The sequence below is a fragment of the Dehalococcoides sp. genome (assembly GCF_041654235.1).
GTDB lineage: Bacteria > Chloroflexota > Dehalococcoidia > Dehalococcoidales > Dehalococcoidaceae > Dehalococcoides > Dehalococcoides mccartyi_B.
The window spans coordinates 1-18,330 of record NZ_JBAZDW010000030.1 but is presented as its reverse complement, the minus strand read 5'-3'; the positions used below and the strand labels follow the sequence as shown (position 1 = coordinate 18,330).

The following is an 18,330-nucleotide window of genomic DNA, read 5'->3' as shown; positions in this document are numbered from 1 at the left end:
CTGATTAAGGTTTCACTGAAGGCATTTGATGTACCCACCACTATTGAGGCCTACACACAGATAGCCTCTCTCATACCCTACCCTTTGCATGTGGGCATTACCGAAACGGGTACGCCTAAAACGGGTCTGGTGCGGAGTGCGGTGGGAATAGGCAACCTGCTTTACATGGGCATTGGGGATACTATCCGTGTTTCCCTGACTGCCCCACCTCAGGAAGAAGTATTTGCCGCTTATGAAATACTAAAGAGCCTTAACCTCAGGCAGCGCGGCCCGATACTGGTCAGTTGCCCCACCTGCTCCCGAACCGAGGTGGATATTGTGGGTATTGCCTCACGGGTACAGGAGGCTTTAAACAAAATAGACAAGCCTATCAGGGTAGCGGTAATGGGCTGTGCCGTAAACGGCCCCGGCGAAGCCAAAGAGGCTGATTTGGGCATAGCCTGCGGCAAAGGACAGGGACTGCTCTTCCGCAAGGGCGAAAAAATTGCCGTAGTCCCCGAAGATGAGCTGGTAGATGCCCTGTTACGGGAGATAGCCTCCCTGTAGCTTGTGTCCGCTATCCGTCTTCAGGCTTCTTTGGCAGATGATTTTAGGGTATAATCCTTCTCGGCAAGCCGTTATTTACAAGGAGCTTACAAAATGCGTTATTCCAGGTTATTTGGCAAAACCCAGCGTGAAATCCCGTCAGATGCCGAAACGATAAGCCACCAGTTGCTTCTGCGTTCGGGCATGATAGCCCAGCTGACCGCCGGAGTATATTCATTTATGCCTCTGGCCTGGCGTTCTATCCAGAAAATTGAAAACATTATACGGCAGGAAATGAATAAAGCAGGCTGTCAGGAACTGGCCATGCCGGTACTTCAGCCGGTGGAAATATGGCAGCAGAGCGGACGTGAAGCCCCCTTCGGGCAGACCCTTTTCCATTTGAAAGACCGCAAAGACCGTAATCTGGTGCTTGGACCTACCCATGAAGAGGTAATAACTGACCTCGCCAGCCGCTATATCCAGAGTTACCGTGACCTGCCTCAGCGGCTTTACCAGATACAGGCCAAGTTCCGTGACGAACCCCGCCCCCGCGGCGGATTGATACGGGTACGTGAATTTATTATGAAAGATATGTACAGCTTTGACGCCAGCCCCGAAGGGTTGGATGACAGCTATCAGACCATGAAACAGGCCTACGAAAGTGTTTACCGCCGTTGCGGTCTGGAATCTATGGTGATAGACGCGGACAGCGGAGCTATAGGCGGCAAGGCCTCACATGAGTTTATGATTGTAGCTGAAAGCGGTGAAGACAGTATCATCTACTGCCCGAAATGCAGCTACGCCGCCAATGCCGAAAAAGCTGTATTCAAAAAGAAAACCCTGCCCAAAGAAACCCTGAAAGATTTGGAAGAAGTAGCCACTCCCGGACAGAAAGCTATTTCAGACGTAGCCCGTTTTCTTGCGGTCAAACCTGAAAACACCCTCAAAGCGGTCTTCTATATGGCAGACGGCAAGTTTGTAATGGCTGTTATTCGGGGAGATTTGGATATAAACGAGATAAAGCTTAAAAACCTGCTTAAGTGCAATGACCTGCGTCTGGCGGAAGACGGTGAAGTCAAGGCCGCCGGAGTAGTGGCAGGTTCGGCATCACCGGTAGGCTTAAAAAATATCCTGATAGTTGCAGATGACTCTGTTGAAAACGGCTCTAACTTCGTAGCCGGTGCCAATAAAGACGGCTTTCACCTGAAAAACGTCAACTGCGGGCGGGATTTCAGGGCGGATAAAATGGCGGATATTGCTCTGGCTGCCGAAGGCTCGGCCTGCCCCTTCTGTGACGGTACTTTCGCCTCCAAACGGGGGGTGGAAGTGGGGCATATTTTCAAACTGGGGACATTCCTTTCCGAACGTTTCGGGGCAAACTTCACTGACGCAGAGGGTGTCAGCCACCCCATTATTATGGGTTGCTACGGTATGGGGGTAGGACGGCTGCTGGCCGCCGCCATAGAGCAAAACCATGACGAAAAAGGTATTATCTGGCCTATGCCAATTGCCCCGTATCAGGTGTATATCTGCGGGCTTTTTCTGGATAACCCCGTTGTCCGCGAAAGCGCTGAAAAAATATATAAAGAACTGGAAGCCAAAAGCATTGAAGTGCTGTTTGATGACCGTGAGCTTACAGCCGGGGTTAAATTTAACGATGCAGACCTGCTGGGCATACCCCTCAGGCTGACTATCAGCCCCCGCAATCTGGATAAGGGCGGGGTGGAATTTAAACTCCGCCGAAACAAGGAATCCGAGCTTGTTCCGCTGGATAGTATAGTGGAAAGGGTAATAGCCACCATCAAATCAGAGAGTGATTTATAACCCCTCTGACCGGTATAAATCTATATAACAGATAAAATTTAAGGGGCTTTAAAAGCCCCTTTTTATTATTTCACTTTTTTTGTGTCTTTAAGTGTATCCAGATACCTCTGGTGAGACTCCCAGTAAGTCTTAATGGCTGATTCGCGGTCTTCCCAACCTTCAACACCTGTCTTTTTGGATTCCAGCTCTTTATATATGTTAAAGAAATGGAATATTTCCTTCAGCAGGTGGGGAGGCACATCCGAAAGGTCACGAATGAAGTTAAAGTGCGGGTCACCAATGGGTACGCACAATAACTTGGCATCCGGGCCTTTTTCATCGTACATTTTGAAAAGCCCCACCGGTTTAGTTTCTATCATACAACCGGGAAAGGTAGGCTCCCAAACTAAAACCAAGGCATCAAGGGGGTCACCGTCTTCGGCCAAAGTATCCACAATGAAACCGTAATCACTGGGATAATGGACAGCCGAGAAAAGCATACGGTCAAACTTGATTACCTTGCGTTCTTTATCATATTCATATTTATTCCGGCTACCCTTGGGTATTTCTATCATAACCGTCAGAGTAATATCCGGCGTACTTGCCAGTCTCAATCTTTTCAGTTTAGGGCATTTTGCTTCACCACAACCAACTATTGTCTTGAACTCAGAGTTTATGGCTTCAACTTCTTTTTTAATTTTCTTTGAACTATCGCTTAACATTTTTCCTCCGTGTTTATAATACCTTATTCAGGCTGAAAAAACCAAAAGGGGCTTTTTAAAAAGCCCCTTTAAATTACCGGATAAACCCGTTAGGAACGCAAAACTGCTCCCGTTTCAGTATTCAGCCGTCCAAGTATCTGGCTCATCACTCCGTCCACTTCCTCATCTTTCAGGGTATGGGTATCAGATTGGAAAAGAAGATGGTAGGCCAGTGATTTTTTATTCTCGGCTATCTGTTTGCCCTGATACATATCAAACAGTTCCGCATTTTTTACCAAATCGTATTCTGAGAGTATGTCTATAACCTGCCGATTAGTGATATGCCTGTCAATCACCAAAGCCAAATCCCGTTCAACTGCCGGGAAACGGTTAATAGGATTAAATTTGCGGCGAACCATAGCTCTGGTAATAAGTTTTGACAGATTGATTTCAAACATATATACCGGCTCTGTTATGTCAAATTTATCTGCAGTTTGAGGGCTTACCTGCCCCAAAATACCCACCGGCATATCCCCTACCAGAATACCGGCCTGATACCCATGGGACAAGCCATGTTCGTCAGATACCACAAAATCAGCTGAAAGCCCCAAACGGCTTACCATAGATTCCACAATGCCCTTAACATCAAAAAAGTCAAAACCGGCGGTATTTCTCTGCCACCGGGATTGAGACGAACCACCCGCTATAACAGCACACAGCATCTCAGGTTCTTCCTGTTTTTTATTCTCTTTCGGCAGGTAAACACGCCCAAGCTCATAAAGCCTGAGACCGTCTTTTTCAAAGCGGCGGTTTGCCGCCAGAGAAGCATACAAGCTGGGACGCAAACTGGTGCGCATAACCTCTTGCTCACTGCTCATGGGGTTGCTGATAGCCAGAAATTCGGGCTCAGCACCTGATGAAACACGGGAAAGCATTTCACGGCTGGTAAATGAATATGAAATAAGTTCCTGAAAACCATAACCTGAGAGTATTTGCCTTAGGAAACGCTTCATGCCGGGCAACGGGGGCGTTTCTATTTTGGGTATAGCTTTATCCAGAGGCAGGCAGGGTATGGTATGGTAGCCCGCTATTCTGGCCACTTCTTCAATCATATCAATGTCGGTTTCAATATCCATCCGCCAATATCCCGGATAAATACGCACCATATCCTCAGTCGCACCGTAACCGAATTCTTCCATGCCAGGTACATATTCGGGAAGCCAGATAAAACCCAGCCTTTTGGCTATTTTACAGGCATCAGGCGGTTCTTTCTCATAGCCTAATATCTGATTAACCTTTGCCAGTGAGAGCACAATACCGTTTCTTTCCTTTTTATTAGGCAAAACATCTATCAACCCTGAAGCTGCCTGTCCACCGGCTATTTCAAGTATCAGCTGGGTGGCGCGTTTCAGAGCAATAGGAGCGAGTTCGTAGCTAAGCCCCTTTTCAAAACGGGCAGAAGCCTCACTCTGGAGTTTTAAACCTCTGGCGGTCTTACGGATGCTTTGCTTATCAAAGGTGGCCGATTCCAAAAGTATGCGGGAGGTTTTTTCAGTTACCTCGGTATTTTCACCACCCATCACCCCCGCCAAGGCAATTATCCTGTCAGGTTCGGTAATAAGCAGCATATCCGGGCTAAGTTTCCGTTCAACCCCGTCCAGAGTAGTTAAAACTTCACCCTCTGCCGCGGGGCGGACAATAATATGCCGTGATTTTATCTGGTCGTAGTCAAAGGCATGCAGTGGCTGGCCAAATTCCAGCATGACGTAGTTGGTAGCATCTACTACGTTATTTATAGGGCGCATACCGCAGGCAATCAGCCGTTCTTTAAGCCAATCTGGCGATTCCCCAAGTTTGATTCCTTCTATCAGGCTGGCGGTATAACGGGTACAGAGTTTGCTGTTATTTATTTCAATTTCTATTTTTTCTTTTATATCCGGGCCGGTTGCTTTAAAATCCGGGTCGCTGATAGCAGGCAAACGGTCTATCAGTGCGCCCAGTTCTCTGGCTACGCCGGTTACACACATCAAATCACCCCGGTTAGGGGTAAGCTCCAGATCAAATATTATCTCACCCAGATATTCGCTGGCCAGCATGCCAACAGGCGCATCCGCCGGCAATACCAAAATACCCTCATGTTCATCTGACAACCCCAGTTCCCGTTCGGAACAAACCATTCCGCAGGATTCCACTCCCCGCAAAACAGCCGGCTTCAGCACAATTTCCTTACCGTTGTGACCGTCTATCAAGACTGCACCCGTACGGGCAAAAACCACCTTGTCACCGACTTTGCAGTTAGGTGCGCCGGTAACCACTGTTTCCTGCCCCTGCCCCCAATCCACCTTTACCAGCACCAGGCGGTCAGCGTTGGGGTGGCGGTTTACTTCCATAATCTGGCCTACATATACGTTTGGCCATTTGTCTTTATGGGAATTTAATACTGCCACCTCAGTACCGGCCATAGTCATCCGTTCGGCCAGTTCGGCAGGCTGTATATCAGTTGGAAGGTATTCTTTAAGCCACTTCAAAGGTATTTTCATATTAAAACTGCCTCAAGAATCTAGTATCGTTAGAGTAGAAGAGACGGATATCATCAATACCGTACCTCAGCATAGGCAATCTTTCCAGCCCCATGCCGAAGGCAAAGCCGGTATATTGTTCTGAATCTATGCCTACCCTCTCCAGCACCTTAGGGTGCACCATGCCCGCACCCAAAATCTCCAGCCAGCCGGAACCGTGGCAAACACTGCATTCTTTTTTACCGCCGCAGGTACAGCTTACCGCTACTTCTACACCCGGCTCTACAAAGGGGAAATAGTCACAGCGGAAACGAACCTTGCGGTTAGCCCCGAAGAAACGGCGGCAAAACTCCATCAAAGTGCCTTTAAGATGGGCCATGGAAATACCCCTGTCCACCACCAGACCCTCCACCTGGGTAAACATGGGAATGTGGGTGGCATCGGTTGCTTCGTAACGATAAACCTTTCCCGGTACTACTATCCGTATAGGAGGTTTGTTTTTCTCCATATAACGTACCTGCATGGGAGAGGTATGGGTGCGAAGCAGGGTATCCAGCCTGCCGTTGTCATTAGGCCTGTCTATCCAAAAGGTCTGCATATTTTCCCGGGCGGGATGATCTTCAGGAATATTCAAAGCCTCAAAATTATGGTAATCATCTTCTATTTCCGGCCCTTCCACGACTGAAAAACCCAGACTTGAGAAAATAGTAGTAACCTCATTGGTTACCTGCGTCAGGGGGTGGATACGTCCGATAGGCCAGGGTCTGCCGGGCAGAGTAATATCCAGCCCTTCATTACGGCTGGCAAACTGTTTTTCTTTAGATATCTGCTCTTTTTGCAAAAAAGCGGCCTCAAGTGCGGCTTTGGCTTCATTAGCTGCCGCTCCGGCTGCTTTACGTTCTTCTATGGGCAAACTGGCCAGATTCCGGAGTGCTCCGGTCAGCAGGCTTTTCTTGCCTAAATACCGGACACGCCACGCTTCAAGATCCTTGAGATCTGTTATGGCTTCCAGTTCGGCAAGGGCGCTTTGGGTAATGTCAGTGATATTTTTAATTTCTTCCATAGCCCAGCTTCACATCAAAATTTTGTAAAAATTATATGCTATTAGCTTTGAATGGTCAACACAGCCCAACATTATGTCAGGTTTGTCCGTCCTAAACAGCCTGCCTTCAGGCTATTTAGGCTTCCCCATGCATAAAATTTAGCGCCCAGTTAACAGCTTCGTCACCTGCCAACTCCAGTTCTATATCCGGGGTAATACCCTGACCTTCTATCATCCGCCCGTTAGGTGTATACCAGCGGCCTATAGTCAAGTAGATACCGGTGTTCCCGGTCACATCAAAGGTGCGGTTTACACTACCCTTGCCATAAGTAGTCTTACCCACAATAGTTGCCCGCCCGTAGTCCTGCAAAGCACCTGAAAGGGCTTCGGAACCGCTGGCACTGTACTGGTCTACCAATACTACCATGGGCAAACTGGTAGTTACAGCCTTGGGGACTATTTTGTATTCCTCCGAGTTTCCGGCATTGTCAACAGTGGTTAAAACCACCCCGCTGCTTACAAAACGGCTGGTTACATTTATAACCGAACTTACCAGGCCACCGGGATTGCCCCTTAAATCCAGCACTATCCCTTTGGCATCACCCAGATTTTTGAGCACCTGCTCCAGCTCTGCGTCTGTCCTTTCGCTAAAACGGCTGAGACGGATATAAGCTATATCTCCCATCATTTCAGAGGAAACGCTGGGAATAAGTATTTCATTACGGGTAACGTTAAACAGCAGCGGTTGGGCAGAGGTGCTTCTTTCTACCTTTAGCGTTATCAAAGTCCCCTTTTCGCCCCTGACCAGCGGAGACAGGTCTGCCAAACTAAATCCGTCAACGGACTGACCGTCCACTTCCAGTAAAATATCGCCGGCCTGTATGCCTGCCAAAGCTGCCGGAGAACCCTCATAAGGAATCAGGGTAATCACCCCGTCTTCTATCTGGACAGTGGCACCTATCCCTACATATTGGCCGTCATCGTACTCCAGACTGGCCTGATAGTCTTCGGCATTCAGATAAACGGAATGGGGGTCATTCAGCTCATCCATCATACCCTTTATAGCCGCTTCAGCCAGAGCCGCCTGATCTATAATATCCGGCTCTACGTATTCAGTAGTAATAATCTGCCAGGCAGTTACAATACTGGACAGGTTTTCGTCACTGTTTAAAGCGGACACGCCGCCGCTAAAATAACCCAGGGCGAAAGACCCCAGCAAACCAACCATGGACAGAATAGTGCCCAGCAATACTTTTATTCTAAAAGTCATAGACGTCTCCCTGTAAAATATCCTGTTCTAATCATAAAACAAAAGGCCCGGAAGTACTACTCCCGAGCCTTAAGCTAACAATTACTGTAAAGTACCGCTAAGAACACTTCTGATTTGATTTGAATTGGTCTACCAGAGCCAAGGTGCTGTCCAGATTAGCCAGATCCAGAGGAATACCCAGATTATTCAGTTCGTAATAACCCATCCCCCGGTAGAGCCGCCGTCCGGCTACCCTGCACATTTCGTCATACAGTTCAGGCCATTCCTGCCCGCAACGGCGGTGGCAGAATTGGACAAAATCCAGAGCAGAGATATTCAGGTCTTCCATAATTGCCCTCATTATAACCCATCACCACCTAGCAAGCAGCAAACCACCTGAGGAGCGTTGCGGAGCATAATTTATAACCAGTCAAACCCTCTGGTCAACCTCACTAATGGCTGGTATCTTTGTATTTTGAGCATATTAAGCCTTGAAATCCAGCCTGTTTGAAGCATCAAGAGTGCCTGATTTTATTATTTGGGAAAACCATCCGCCGGGAGACATCACTTGCAATAGTAGACATCACTTGCCATTATAGTCTTACTAGTATACATTTATATATATATTTCCATAGAAAACAGGGGCTAACTTGCGGAATACCAACCAAAACAGGAACATTTCAGGATTAAAAATGCTTGGCCGGCTTTTGCTGGTACTGCTGGGGCTGTCTATGTTAAGCGGCATATATCTGGCTGTCCAGCAATCTCACCTGAGCGCCTTCCTGAACACTACCAGCCAGACCAATTTTGTTATCCCGTCTTACCTCCATCTTTGCGAAGAGGCAGTAGACCAAGCGACTCTGGGCTTGAATATACTGCTTGCCGTTAGCTTTGTCAGCGGCATGTTTTACCTGTACTTGAGCCACGCATTTTATGTTAACCTGCACCGCATCACTCCCCGCTACAAATCCAGCCGGGTATTTCCGGGGTTCTTGATACCCGTAATCAATTTGGTATTTCCGCTGTTATTTACGGCTGAAACATGGCAACTAAGCAAACAGCCTCTAGAAACTCAAACCGCCCTGCTAGAATACAAAATAAATTTGCTATTTAAAATCTGGTGGATACTCTGTCTGCTGGCGGTTACATTGTTTGTTTTCCCTCAAATCTCACCATTTGCACTGTCTGATTCTTATTCATCAAGGGAATCTGTAGCCAACATATTTACAGTGGCAACAGTAATCGCCGCAAGCGGAGGCAGTTTTATTCTTTTTTACCAGTTTAACACCCACCTGAAACTGCCAAACTAAAATCAGGCCAAACCCGAATTAAAAATCCAGCCCGGATATTTACTAAATAGAAAAACCACCCCTCAAAGGGGTGGTTTACTGAAATAAATTAAGCCAAGCAGACCTGTAAGCCGAGTTCTGTACCCTTGCCCGAAGGCAAAGGTGATGACCATCTATCTAGACCAGACGTTACCGTCTGGTTCATGCGGCCAACCCGGGAACAGGCCAGACGTCCTTGCGTTCCCCTATTTGGCCTTGCTCCGGACGGGGTTTACCCGGCCAGCCGGTCACCCGGACTGCCGGTGAGCTCTTACCTCACCATTTCGCCCTTACCTGTTTTCACAGGCGGTATGTTTCTGTTGCACTTTCCGTAGGGTCGCCCCCCCTGGGTGTTACCCAGCATCCTGTCTGGAGGAGCTCGGACTTTCCTCCCGCTTTAAAGGCGGGCGGCCACCCGGTCTACTTGGCAAGCTCTAGTATAGCAGAGATATGTTCTACCCGCATAAAAAGTACTCTAAAAACAAAAAGCGGATAGCCACCCTTTTAGCTTAAACAGGAGTCTCAGCTTCCGCCATCCAAAGCTTTGTTAGCCAGAGCGTCTGCCTCAGAGTTTTGGGCGCGGGGTATGTACTTTATTTGGTAGCGTTCAAAACGCCCCAACAGTGAAACAGCTTTGCTGAACAGGGGTTTAAGCCCCTCGTTTTTCATTCGGTATTCGCCCTTTATTTGTTTTACCAGAAGCTCTGAATCCGAGCGAATTTCCAGTTCCTTTGCACCCAGAGAAGCGGCCTTTTCCAGCCCTGCCAGCAGAGCCTGATATTCGGCTTGGTTGTTGGTGGCATGACCAATAGCTTTGGAAATACAGGCAACCGGATTGTTTTTTTCGTCCTTGAGGGTTACGCCAATGGAGGCTGGGCCGGGATTACCCCTTGATGCCCCGTCTGTGTTTATAATAATCTTGCTAATCTTTTAGATACCTTTCTTTCAATCCAGATATAATATTCGCTGGCAACCGCTGCACTGCACCAGAGTACCGGCTCTGGCACGCTGCATCCAAGCCGCTGTTAATTTCAAACCGCAACCACGGCAATTCCCTTGTTCTACCTTTGAAACAGCTTTGCCCTTGCTTTTACGCAGAGTCTGGAAAAGTACCAAATCCGGCTGTTCAAAACGGGACATAAACTCATGACGTTCGTTTTTAAGCTTTTCTATCTCTAAATGTATCAGGTTCAGTGACTGGGTATTTTGGGTCTGGTCTTGCTGCCATTCCGAGCGGGCAGTTTCCAGCCCCTCCATTACCTGATTGCAATTAGTCTGCAACTCTTCCAGACGGTCCATGCCGGCAAGCGCTTGATCATCTATCTGGGTACGCTTTGCTTCAAGGATTTCCTGTTCCTTACTCAGATTAGAAAGCTCTTTGGGATTATTAATCCGTCCTGAATACAGGCTTTTCTTAATTTCGTTTATCTTGGCATCCAAATCAGCAGACTGACTTTCAAGTTCACGCAGAGAAGCCTGCTGTTCTTTCAGATGGCTGGCCGCTTCCACCAGATTATTTTCGGCCTGCCTGAGAGCAGAGTCATCCTGCAGGATTGCCTGTAATTTGGAGGCCTGCATCAGGTGAGACTCCAAATCCAGTTCCAGTTCTTGCAGTTGATAAAGCTCTTTTGCTAGTTGCATACTTGCCCACTATTGTAAGTCCTGCATCACACTTTAGCAATAACTATCTAAAGAGTGACAGATGATTATAGCTGATATTAGAACATTTGTGCTATTATTCTACCACTATGACACAAGAATTTATTGAAAGAAAAAAAGGCGCTCCCTACGGCAACCAGAATGCCCGCAAACACGGCTTCTATTCCCGCGTACTGGATACTGATGAACTGGAGGACTATGAACAGGCAACCCTGACGGAAGGTATTGACGAAGAAATTGCCCTGCTCAGGGTAAAAATCAAATCCGTCCTCCGCCATGACCCAGACAATCTGAAACTGCTAATGCAGGCCGTAACCACCCTGTCACGCCTGCTTTCTGCCCGTTACAACATCAGCCGTCAGGACAAAGGCGGATTGAAAGAGGCTATTTTCAACGTCCTCAGGGACGTAGCTGTGCCGCTGGGCATTATAAAGGCTACCTTTGATAAATAAACTTCGCCCCTACCAGCAGGATGTTGCCAGGGCGGTGTTACGAAGTATATTTAACCAGCAGGGGCAGACCTTCAGCGTAGAAATAGCCCGGCAGGGCGGGAAAAATGAACTTTCATCCCAGCTGGAGCTCCTGCTTCTTACTCTTTACATGTTTGAGCCTAAAAATCTGGTTAAATGCGCCCCTACCTTCAAACCCCAGCTGAATATCTCCATGATGAGGCTGAAAGACCGCCTGAATGAGGCCGGTTTTACGGATATATACCACACCGAAGGCGGGTATATTATCAGGCTCAATCAGGCCAGAGCCGTTTTTCTGTCAGCCGAACCAAGTGCCAGCGTGGTGGGCAATACCGCCCACCTGCTACTGGAGGTAGATGAAGCCCAAGACGTGAACAAGGAAAAGTACAGCAAGGAATTTAAACCCATGGGCGCCACCACCAATGTTACCACCGTTCTTTACGGCACTACCTGGGACAGTTTCAGCCTTCTTGAAGAGATAAAAGAACAAAATATAGAAAAAGAGCAAAAAGACGGGCTGAAACGGCATTTCCGGTATGACTGGGAGGCAGTAGCCGCCCACAACCCGGCTTATCTGGCATATGCCCTGTCTGAAAAAGAGAGACTGGGGGAAAACCACCCTTTATTCCTGACCCAGTACCGCTTACTTCCGGTAAGCGGTGGCGGCGGCATGTTCAGTAACGAACAGCTTGATTTGCTTAAAGGAAATCACCCCTGTCAAGTCTACCCCGAAAAGGGCAAGGTATATGTGGCTGGTCTTGATCTGGCAGGCGAGGACAGTCAAACGGGCGGCATCTCCCCGACAACTGTAAACTTACGGCGGGACTCAAGCGTGCTTACTATTGCGGAGCTGGATTATACCTTTGCCAAAGCCCCCTACAACCTGCCTCAGGTCAGGCTGGTCTGCCATTACAGCTGGCAAGGAACACGTCATGCCCTTCTCTATGAAAAGCTGGTGGAACTGCTGGGTAAAGTTTGGAAATGCCGCAAGGTAGCAGTGGATGCCACCGGTTTGGGACAGCCGGTAGCCTCGTTCCTGCGGGAATCACTGGGCAGCCGTATTCTGCCGTTTGCCTTTCAGCCTGCCTCTAAATCACAGCTGGGGTTTAACCTGCTTTCGGCCGTAAATTCAGGCAGACTGAAGATGTATGCAGCAAATGGCAGTTCGGAGTACACCCTGTTCTGGCAGGAAATGGGGCTGGCACGGGCAGACTACCGCCAAAGCCAGCAGATGAATTTTTACGTAGAAACCACCCGCGGCCACGATGATTACCTGATGAGCCTGGCACTCTGCCTTGAAGCAGCCGAAGCCTATGCCCCCAGAAGCGCCAAAGGCTCAAACTGATATAAACTAAAACTGCCGTCCGCCTGTCAGGACACAATAATATAACGGTGCCAGCTGACTATGTGGCTGGCACCGTTATAAAAATGAGTTTAAACTAACCTTATCCCGCTAAATTCAGGAGTAAACTGCTATCACCAGAGTATCTTTGGTGTTATGGTCATCATAAAACCAGACCCCCAGATTCCGCCCGGCCAGCATTTCAGAAGAGGGTATATTGCGGGCAACCTTTACTTCTTCCAGCACAGACTTGTAGTCCCCAGCCAGCTGGATAGAGGCAGTATAACTGGTAGAATTAAAAACCTTCAGCACTGCTCGTTTAATATCCATGGTACCTCCTTACACCTTTCCCAAACTCAGCTCTTGCCGGTATATACCCTTACACGGCTCATAAGAAGTACGGATACCGTTTATACGGCGGATAAGCCCTTCAAGCCCGCATTCCGGCTGGCTGATACTTATCACGTCAAAAAGCTGTTGTCCGCAATTTATAGGCACAACAATCTGTCCCATCTGTTGTTTTAAAACTGCCATCCGCAGGCAGCTATCCAGCCGTTCCCCTGCCTGCGCCAGAGTGTTTATGTTACGGTCATACAACCTCAGGGTCAGGTCATGATTCTGGTAAATCTCCTCCCAGACAAACCCCTGCACCATAAACAGATTGGAAGCAGCATCTACCCCTTCCAGCACAACCCTGTTTACCTCGGAAGAAGTATCGGCATAAATCCCGCTAAAGACAGGATGGGTAACGCCGTAACTGTAAAGAGGGTTATCTGCTGCCTGCGGATAGATTGAATATAGGCAGTTGCCCTGCAAAAATACCAAATCAGTTACAAAGCTAAGCAGTTTACCCATAAGTTCAAACCCGTCATCACCCACATGTATAGTGAAATCCGGATAGAAATTTCCCAACTGGGCTGATGCGTTAAGCACTTCCATACGTATACCTGCTTTGCTTAACACATAACCCAGTATCCCTCTGACCGAAAGCTGAGAGGAATTACGATTCCAGCGCATTTGGTTAGTTGCCCGCCATCGTTTCAGACGGCAAAAAGCGTCTTCAGCCCGTATCAGCAGGCTGGATTTGCCACCGGCAATACGCCTTTCCAAACTCTGGATAATATACAGTTGCCCCGGCCCGTATTCGTTTCCACTCTCGGTTTCATAACCGGGATAAAACTCTATTTCACTGCCCGGTGCCAGCATATCCAGTTCACCGGTGCCAGCCCCGGTATAACGGCCGCTTGAATTATCCAGCTCAACTGCCAGACTGCCTTTCAGATTGCCGCAGGCAGATTCCAGGCGCAGTATATCTGCCCCTATTTCCAAACTATTCTGGGCAATCTTGGCCCGATAAATCCGGCTAATCCCGGCTAAATACACATACTGGCCGTCATTTACCATTGCAAAGCCATAATCACTGCTCATACTGGTAGGCACGCTTTCACGCCAGATGTTATCGTTAAAACCGGTATCTGCTACCAAATGGCTTAGAAATGCCCGCTTGTCTGCCACACTACCAGTATAATTTTCCAGATAACACACCCGAAATACATCCGGGCAATCCATAGAGACAGAGGTATAGCTGTAAAGCCCCCCGGCCGGGGCGGATGCAAATTCGTACAGGGGAGACCAAACTCCGACTGCAAAATCAGCCCCGTCACCCAAACTCAAACTCCAAACCTTGGAGCAACCGGAAAGGTCGGTGCCTGAAACTGCCAGCCGCCAATCCCCGTCATAAACCGCACTCACTCCTGAAAGAACATCAGTAGATTTATCCCACTGCTGGCGTGACTGCCAGTTGCCATTCACCCTTTTCTTATAACACAGCAGGGTGCGCTCTATGTAAAATACCGCCATGTCTCCGTTGGGTTTAAAGGCTATGGATACCCCGTAAACCTGTGAAGTATTGCTGGTACCAATCTTTACCGGGGCTGACCAGGTCTGGCCGTTATTTGTGCTTTCAAAGATAAACATATTGCGGTTATAATCCACCGCCACCACACAGACCTTGTTACCAAAACTGGCCACACCTGCCCGGCTGAAAAAATAAGAACCGCTATACGTCCATTGCCCGAAATCAGCCCCCGGTGCCGGCTGGGCAACCCGCTGGAAATAGAGCCTGTAGTTATCCGGATTATCACCTATACGGATACGTATCATGGCGCCGTCTCCGGCTATAGCTACGGAGTGATATCCCTCCGGCTGGGTACCGGCATATATTTCCTCCCATTTCAGCTTTGACGCCCCGTCCAGACGGTTTCTGACCGTCAGTTTTACCTTGGGGCAGGCACAAGCTGATTGCTGGGCAGACAGAAGTGACGGGCTGAGTGGATACATTTAATCCCCCTTCTGGTCAGGTATATAGTCTTTCCCCCAAAAAAGATGCCCGGCGATATACCCGAAAGTAAAGTTCAGCAAATACCACAAAACATTATGCCAAAGCCAGTGCCCCAAAAAAGCCCCCCCGGCCACCAATGCCAAAATGCAAAGCCCCTCGTATTTGTGCCAAAAATCCCTCAGGATATACGTCCATGGGCGGCCTCCAATGCGGCTCCATAGTTCACGGTAAAAATTCATATCTATCTTCCTCCTTCATCTTGTCCATAGCATATAACATGCCTGTTTAGCCGGCAGGTGTAAAAAGGCTGTTCACCCTGACTTTGTTTTGGCTGCAAAGCCGCCTTAACTCATTCCTGAAATACACCAGCCTCTCCCGCCCTATAGCTTCAAATACCTTGGGAGTATCTGTACCGCCGCTGTTTACCCTGTTTACACAGAAAACTGCCCACTCCAGGCTGGCAAACCCCTCCGCCCCGATAGCCACCAGGTCTTCCAGATAAGACGGCAGGCTGGTGCTTTCGGCTGTCATGGTGTGGCTAGCAGAGTAATACAGCCGGATATAACCGTCTTCGGGCAAGACCTCATCCAGCAGTTTCATTTTGTCCGCCCGGCAATCAAAGCGGTGGAAAACAGGCGGATAGCTATCTATGGGATATTCCACCGCCTGCAAACGGATAAACCCCTCAAGGGTACTCAGGGTAAATTCCCTGTCTCCGTCCGTTACCGGTATCAGGCATTCTGTTTCAAGGGGGACACTCCGTGAAAGTTCCTCCAGTGCGTGCCCTATGTGACGGTCCAGTTCAGCATCAGTCCAACGCCGGTTTACCTCATCTTCATCGTGCAGATCACGGCGTACCAGAGTACGCATTGCAACCAGATTCATATTTTCCCTCCATAATAAAGGCGGGGACAGGCAAAACTTAAACCCGCCCCCGCCCAAACCAAAATTATTAGTCCGTTACCCCGATAAGTGCGGCCGCCTTGACCGCACTGAAAAGGGCCAGTGAGCAGTACCATTTAACCCGGGTGCGGCTGGCGTCCTTATTTTCCAGTGAGCCTAAAGCCTCCACTTGAACAAAGCCGGGGCTGCTCAGGCCGCAAAGACCGCCCTCGCCAAACTGCAGGGCATAAATAGCAGAGCACCCGCCACCCGAAGTAGCAGTTTCCAGTCCTTCGGCAACCACATGGGTATCCAAAATCCAGTCACTCACCCCGATAGGTATACCATCCCAAAACTGGATAAAGTTGCCCCATTTATCACGGTCAGTTTCCAGCATGCCTCCACCCGCCCGTAAAAGAGCATTCAGTTTGCGGCGGCTGCGGCGGCTCATCAGGAGCATATCCGGTTTGCCGCCTTTTACCGCATCTACCAGTTCATCCAGCTTGGCAAGACTCAGACTGGCACCGGAAGCACCGGCGGCAACCAGCTGGGAACTGGCCGAAGCAGGATTAATCAGCTTCCTTAAGCCATCAAACTGTTTTGAGCTTACCGCCGAATCACCGTAAATAAAAACCTCTTCAAACTTATCCTTCAGGGCTTTGGCTTTCAGCTCAATAATGGCCGTTTCCAGATCCTGAACATTGCTCCGGGTGGTCTTCAGGAAATTGTCCACGTCAGCATCACCACCCATAATCTTCAGCTGGGCAGTTTTCTGTTCAAAGGTGGGGGTAGATTCATCCCAGGTGTCACCGGTGTCATAAAAACTGATATCCGGCAGGGTTTTCTCCTGGTTATAGGTCAGCCCGTTACCCATTACCTCTATAAAGGGCATATTGGCTAAAACGGGAGATTCCCTGACAATAGTCTCAATCACCCCCTGCTTGAGAATATCGTTTGAAAGCTTTGAAGCCTCGGTTAATGAAATTGCCATATTTAATTAGTTCCTCCTACTGCATATTTAATTTTTTCCCGGGCAGAAAGTGATGAAAAATCCGGTTTCTGCCGGGAGGCTTGCCCCAGCGGCACTCTGGCAAGCACCGCATCTTTCTCAAGGCTTTGCTTTACTCGGGCCACCAGTTTGCGGGACACTTCTAAAGAGCGGTTTATCTCCTCTACTGTCTGTCCGCTAATAAGTTCAGGTATCACTTCCGGGTTTTGTTCAACCATCAGCCTGCGGTAACTTTCCACCGCCAATCTCAGCTCAACCTCCAGTTGAGTTACCCGTTCGCAGGCTTCCTGCTGGCTCTTCAAAAGTTCTTCGGCTCGGCTCTGGCTTAGGGCAAGCCTTTCCTTAAGGCTGTCCATGCTTTCAGCCGAATCCTCAGTGGAGACTGCCTCTGTTTCAGAGACCAAGGGTTCCGGTTCTTTTTCAGTTGTTTTCACTTGCACTCCTTTCTTTTTCATTCCTATTCTTCAAGCGCAACTCTCTCACTCTGGCGCTGTTTTCCACTTTTCACACTGCTGTCACGGTTCATCTCCAGTATCCGGCGGCGTTCCTCGCACCAGCGTTCAAACTCCGCATCCGGGTCTTTGATACCCAGCTCATTCATAGCCTTGCGGCGGGAATGGATACCGCTTTGAACCATAGTCTGTTCATTCCCTACCACCACCGAAAGGTCTCTGGGCAACACAGGGCTGAAACTGATGCTTGGGTCTACCCCGTTAAAGTCCAGTCCCCGGTATTTTTCAAGCAGCCGCAGTATCATGCCGCTACGTTTGCGATAGGCCACACTCCGTATCAGGCGTTTCCGCCAAACCCGCTGAAGCAGAGGCTGAAGCTCTATTTCCAAAGCTACCCCCGAAAGGTCACGCCCGCTGCCGCCGAAAGCGGCTCTGGGTGCTTCGGCAATATCATGCAAAGTGCGGTAAAGCAGGTCTACATAGTTTATGTGAAGCCCCACACCCCCACCCTGCAGCAGGTCCAGCAGGTAAGCGCGGGTATCTTCGGGCAGATTCCAAACTGCCCCCGGCCTGACCGCAATATCCTCAGACTGCTCCACGTTTTCCAGCACCGCAATCGGGTTGCCGGAAAGCTCCAGAATACGGGAAAGCTGGCTTAAGGCGCGGTTAAGTTCCCGCTGGGGTTCCATAATCTCATCCAGATCAGATACCCCCCAGAAACGCTTGGGTTCGCGCAGATTGGGGAAAATAACAAACGGGATAAACCCGTAAGGATTGGGTTTGCTCTCAAGCAGTTTTTCATCCAGCCAGAGTTCAAAGGTCTCTTCCGTCCAGACCTCGGTCAGAAAAGACCTTTTTGCGCTAAGCTCCAGCCCGTAACTTACAGCCGCTTCCTCGCTGTTTAAAGCGTAACGGGAAGCTACCCTATAAATACGGGACATATCATCCGGTGACCACCAGGCATAAATACCCTGTATATCAGGAGCACTCACCCTCACTCTGCCCGCC

At 49.0% G+C, this 18,330-nt stretch carries 19 protein-coding genes and 1 other RNA gene; 5 read left to right on the top strand and 15 right to left on the bottom strand.

Translation table 11 applies throughout. The features are described from left to right. The coding region (locus WC259_RS05065; RefSeq protein WP_372643443.1) for a flavodoxin-dependent (E)-4-hydroxy-3-methylbut-2-enyl-diphosphate synthase at nt 1-546 on the top strand (546 nt) is incomplete at its 5' end. Between the two features lie 93 nt (nt 547-639). Then, entirely contained in the window at nt 640-2,349 is a 1,710-nt protein-coding gene (locus tag WC259_RS05060) for a proline--tRNA ligase (RefSeq protein WP_015406926.1), read from the top strand. A gap of 65 nt (nt 2,350-2,414) precedes the next feature. Here WC259_RS05060 and WC259_RS05055 read toward each other — a convergent pair whose 3' ends face one another. The 5 genes from WC259_RS05055 to WC259_RS05035 all read right to left on the bottom strand — a co-directional run bounded on the left by WC259_RS05055 (nt 2,415) and on the right by WC259_RS05035 (nt 8,200). Then, nucleotides 2,415-3,050 (bottom strand): inorganic diphosphatase, encoded by a 636-nt coding sequence (locus tag WC259_RS05055; RefSeq protein WP_011308892.1) that lies wholly within the window; start codon nt 3,048-3,050, stop codon nt 2,415-2,417. A gap of 89 nt (nt 3,051-3,139) precedes the next feature. Then, the gene (gene pheT, locus WC259_RS05050) at nt 3,140-5,569 is read right to left on the bottom strand and encodes a phenylalanine--tRNA ligase subunit beta (protein WP_015406925.1); all 2,430 of its coding nucleotides are present in this window, start codon (nt 5,567-5,569) and stop codon (nt 3,140-3,142) included. A gap of 1 nt (nt 5,570) precedes the next feature. Next, the gene (gene pheS / locus WC259_RS05045) at nt 5,571-6,611 is read right to left on the bottom strand and encodes a phenylalanine--tRNA ligase subunit alpha (protein WP_011308890.1); all 1,041 of its coding nucleotides are present in this window, start codon (nt 6,609-6,611) and stop codon (nt 5,571-5,573) included. Nucleotides 6,612-6,726: 115 nt separating this feature from the next. Beyond that, nucleotides 6,727-7,860 carry a S41 family peptidase gene (locus tag WC259_RS05040; protein WP_011308889.1) on the bottom strand — a complete coding sequence of 378 codons (1,134 nt, stop codon included), beginning with the start codon at nt 7,858-7,860 and terminating at the stop codon, nt 6,727-6,729. Nucleotides 7,861-7,957: 97 nt separating this feature from the next. Further along, nucleotides 7,958-8,200, bottom strand: coding sequence for a hypothetical protein (locus tag WC259_RS05035; protein ID WP_238583004.1), 243 nt, complete (start codon nt 8,198-8,200; stop codon nt 7,958-7,960). Nucleotides 8,201-8,531: 331 nt separating this feature from the next. On the opposite strand from WC259_RS05035, the gene WC259_RS05030 reads away from it, so the two are divergent. After that, nucleotides 8,532-9,149 carry a DUF4328 domain-containing protein gene (locus WC259_RS05030; protein ID WP_012984152.1) on the top strand — a complete coding sequence of 206 codons (618 nt, stop codon included), beginning with the start codon at nt 8,532-8,534 and terminating at the stop codon, nt 9,147-9,149. Between the two features lie 90 nt (nt 9,150-9,239). On the opposite strand, the gene rnpB is transcribed toward WC259_RS05030, so the two are convergent. From rnpB to WC259_RS05015, 3 genes are all read right to left on the bottom strand, one after another. Then, an RNA gene (gene rnpB / locus WC259_RS05025) (RNase P RNA component class A) lies at nt 9,240-9,594 on the bottom strand. Nucleotides 9,595-9,689: 95 nt separating this feature from the next. After that, nucleotides 9,690-10,079, bottom strand: coding sequence for a ribonuclease HI family protein (locus WC259_RS05020; protein WP_196479331.1), 390 nt, complete (start codon nt 10,077-10,079; stop codon nt 9,690-9,692). A gap of 33 nt (nt 10,080-10,112) precedes the next feature. Continuing rightward, nucleotides 10,113-10,808 (bottom strand): zinc ribbon domain-containing protein, encoded by a 696-nt coding sequence (locus WC259_RS05015; RefSeq protein ID WP_011308884.1) that lies wholly within the window; start codon nt 10,806-10,808, stop codon nt 10,113-10,115. Between the two features lie 107 nt (nt 10,809-10,915). On the opposite strand from WC259_RS05015, the gene WC259_RS05010 reads away from it, so the two are divergent. Together WC259_RS05010 and WC259_RS05005 are read left to right on the top strand one after the other, a co-directional pair. Further along, a complete protein-coding gene (locus WC259_RS05010; protein WP_012984150.1) occupies nt 10,916-11,278 on the top strand; it encodes a hypothetical protein in 363 nt (120 codons plus the stop codon). Further along, on the top strand, nt 11,268-12,641 hold the full coding sequence (locus WC259_RS05005; protein WP_372643434.1) for a hypothetical protein: 1,374 nt from the start codon (nt 11,268-11,270) through the stop codon (nt 12,639-12,641). The genes WC259_RS05010 and WC259_RS05005 overlap by 11 nt, the downstream gene beginning before the upstream one ends. 114 nt (nt 12,642-12,755) lie before the next feature. Here WC259_RS05005 and WC259_RS05000 read toward each other — a convergent pair whose 3' ends face one another. From WC259_RS05000 to WC259_RS04970, 7 genes are all read right to left on the bottom strand, one after another. Next, the gene (locus WC259_RS05000; protein WP_011928795.1) at nt 12,756-12,968 is read right to left on the bottom strand and encodes a hypothetical protein; all 213 of its coding nucleotides are present in this window, start codon (nt 12,966-12,968) and stop codon (nt 12,756-12,758) included. A gap of 9 nt (nt 12,969-12,977) precedes the next feature. Beyond that, nucleotides 12,978-14,978 carry a hypothetical protein gene (locus WC259_RS04995; protein ID WP_372643431.1) on the bottom strand — a complete coding sequence of 667 codons (2,001 nt, stop codon included), beginning with the start codon at nt 14,976-14,978 and terminating at the stop codon, nt 12,978-12,980. Beyond that, on the bottom strand, nt 14,979-15,218 hold the full coding sequence (locus WC259_RS04990) for a hypothetical protein (RefSeq protein ID WP_011928793.1): 240 nt from the start codon (nt 15,216-15,218) through the stop codon (nt 14,979-14,981). A 46-nt stretch (nt 15,219-15,264) separates the two neighbouring features. Beyond that, on the bottom strand, nt 15,265-15,864 hold the full coding sequence (locus WC259_RS04985) for a hypothetical protein (RefSeq protein WP_011928792.1): 600 nt from the start codon (nt 15,862-15,864) through the stop codon (nt 15,265-15,267). Between the two features lie 67 nt (nt 15,865-15,931). After that, nucleotides 15,932-16,852: a major capsid protein gene (locus tag WC259_RS04980; protein ID WP_372643427.1), complete on the bottom strand. Its 921-nt coding sequence runs from the start codon at nt 16,850-16,852 to the stop codon at nt 15,932-15,934. 2 nt (nt 16,853-16,854) lie between these two features. After that, nucleotides 16,855-17,304, bottom strand: a complete 450-nt coding sequence (locus WC259_RS04975) for a hypothetical protein (RefSeq protein WP_011928790.1) — start codon at nt 17,302-17,304, stop codon at nt 16,855-16,857. Nucleotides 17,305-17,327: 23 nt separating this feature from the next. After that, the coding region (locus WC259_RS04970) for a phage portal protein (protein WP_372643423.1) at nt 17,328-18,330 on the bottom strand (1,003 nt) is incomplete at its 5' end.

Coding starts and splice junctions, on each gene's coding strand:
- WC259_RS05040 (WP_011308889.1), bottom strand. CDS start 7,860: ATGACTTTTAGAATAAAAGTATTGCTGGGCACTATTCTGTCCATGGTT.
- pheS (WP_011308890.1), bottom strand. CDS start 6,611: ATGGAAGAAATTAAAAATATCACTGACATTACCCAAAGCGCCCTTGCC.
- WC259_RS04995 (WP_372643431.1), bottom strand. CDS start 14,978: ATGTATCCACTCAGCCCGTCACTTCTGTCTGCCCAGCAATCAGCTTGT.
- WC259_RS05010 (WP_012984150.1), top strand. CDS start 10,916: ATGACACAAGAATTTATTGAAAGAAAAAAAGGCGCTCCCTACGGCAAC.
- WC259_RS04980 (WP_372643427.1), bottom strand. CDS start 16,852: ATGGCAATTTCATTAACCGAGGCTTCAAAGCTTTCAAACGATATTCTC.
- WC259_RS05030 (WP_012984152.1), top strand. CDS start 8,532: ATGCTTGGCCGGCTTTTGCTGGTACTGCTGGGGCTGTCTATGTTAAGC.
- WC259_RS05035 (WP_238583004.1), bottom strand. CDS start 8,200: ATGAGGGCAATTATGGAAGACCTGAATATCTCTGCTCTGGATTTTGTC.
- pheT (WP_015406925.1), bottom strand. CDS start 5,569: ATGAAAATACCTTTGAAGTGGCTTAAAGAATACCTTCCAACTGATATA.
- WC259_RS05060 (WP_015406926.1), top strand. CDS start 640: ATGCGTTATTCCAGGTTATTTGGCAAAACCCAGCGTGAAATCCCGTCA.
- WC259_RS05015 (WP_011308884.1), bottom strand. CDS start 10,808: ATGCAACTAGCAAAAGAGCTTTATCAACTGCAAGAACTGGAACTGGAT.
- WC259_RS05000 (WP_011928795.1), bottom strand. CDS start 12,968: ATGGATATTAAACGAGCAGTGCTGAAGGTTTTTAATTCTACCAGTTAT.
- WC259_RS04990 (WP_011928793.1), bottom strand. CDS start 15,218: ATGAATTTTTACCGTGAACTATGGAGCCGCATTGGAGGCCGCCCATGG.
- WC259_RS05055 (WP_011308892.1), bottom strand. CDS start 3,050: ATGTTAAGCGATAGTTCAAAGAAAATTAAAAAAGAAGTTGAAGCCATA.
- WC259_RS04985 (WP_011928792.1), bottom strand. CDS start 15,864: ATGAATCTGGTTGCAATGCGTACTCTGGTACGCCGTGATCTGCACGAT.